Consider the following 973-nt stretch of genomic DNA (forward strand, 5'->3'; position numbering starts at 1 on the left):
GAACCACGGCGTCGAGAAGATCGTGACGCTGAGGGTCGGCGACACGATGCTGAGAGCCACCGTGCCGGCGAGAACCGCCGTCGAAATCGAGCAGCCGGTCCGCTTTGCCTGGAACGCGGACAAGGTGGTGCTGTTCGATAAGGGCAGCGGGGTGAGCCTGCGGCACGCCGGATAGCGGGCGGACCGGCCGATTGCTGTCGGCTTGCACTTACTTCGGCAGATAGGTCTCGTAGGGCGTGTCGTTGATCAGCAGGATCACGCATTCGGTGTCGGACAGGCAGGCATCGTCATGCATCTCGTTGGCTTTCTGGGTCCAGTAGGAGCCCGGCGGCAACTCGACCCTGGTCGCCTCGCCGCCCTGGATCTGCCAATGCGCCCAGAGCCCCTTGATGACCACGGCGCGATAGTCGGCGGTGTGCGCGTGGACCGGTGCGCGCCAGTTCCCGGGAACTTTGAGCAGCGTGCCGGCCGCGCCCTCGGTCCGCGAGCCCCATAGCGGGCCGAGGCGCTGCGGCTGGTCCGGCGCTTCGACGACATAAGGGATCTTGTCGGCCGTCAGATAGCTGTCTTCAAGGCCGAATGCCTGCCCCGGAGAGATGGTGAGCGCGGCGAGCGCAAGCGCTGCGAGTTGATTAGCCATGAGCGGTTCCTCCTCGGCTCAGCTTAGGCAATCCCTGTCGGTGAAGAATGACGCGTCGTCCAAAAGACTTGGCAATTCCTCCAGCGTGGTAGCGTCCTGAACGCCGGCTGTCAGGATTGCTCGCCGCCGCCATTGCGCAGATGGCTCGGCGCGACACCCATCACCCGCTTGAAGGCGCGGCTGAAGGAAGCTTCCGAATCGTAGCCCAGTTTCGCCGCCACGACAGACACCCGCATGCCGTCGCGGGCGAGCCATTGCCGCGCCTGATGCATGCGCACGCGCAGCACATATTTGGCCGGCGTCTCGCCGACCACGGTGGCGAAGCGCTGCGCG

2 protein-coding genes and 1 pseudogene are annotated in these 973 nt (G+C 65.5%); 1 reads left to right on the plus strand and 2 read right to left on the minus strand.

All coding sequences use genetic code 11. The annotated features are described in order from the left end of the window. Positions 1 to 175, plus strand: a pseudogene (locus tag EOA60_RS34740) (ABC transporter ATP-binding protein); the annotation flags it as partial. A gap of 33 nt (positions 176 to 208) precedes the next feature. Here EOA60_RS34740 and EOA60_RS34745 read toward each other — a convergent pair. Continuing rightward, positions 209 to 640, minus strand: coding sequence for a DUF4437 domain-containing protein (locus EOA60_RS34745; RefSeq protein ID WP_095800605.1), 432 nt, complete (start codon positions 638 to 640; stop codon positions 209 to 211). Between the two features lie 110 nt (positions 641 to 750). After that, positions 751 to 973 (minus strand): helix-turn-helix transcriptional regulator (locus EOA60_RS34750; RefSeq protein WP_164899858.1); only part of this gene is annotated, 223 nt, incomplete at its 5' end.

It is taken from the genome of Mesorhizobium sp. M1A.F.Ca.IN.020.06.1.1 (genome assembly GCF_004023265.1).
Classification (GTDB): Bacteria; Pseudomonadota; Alphaproteobacteria; order Rhizobiales; family Rhizobiaceae; genus Mesorhizobium.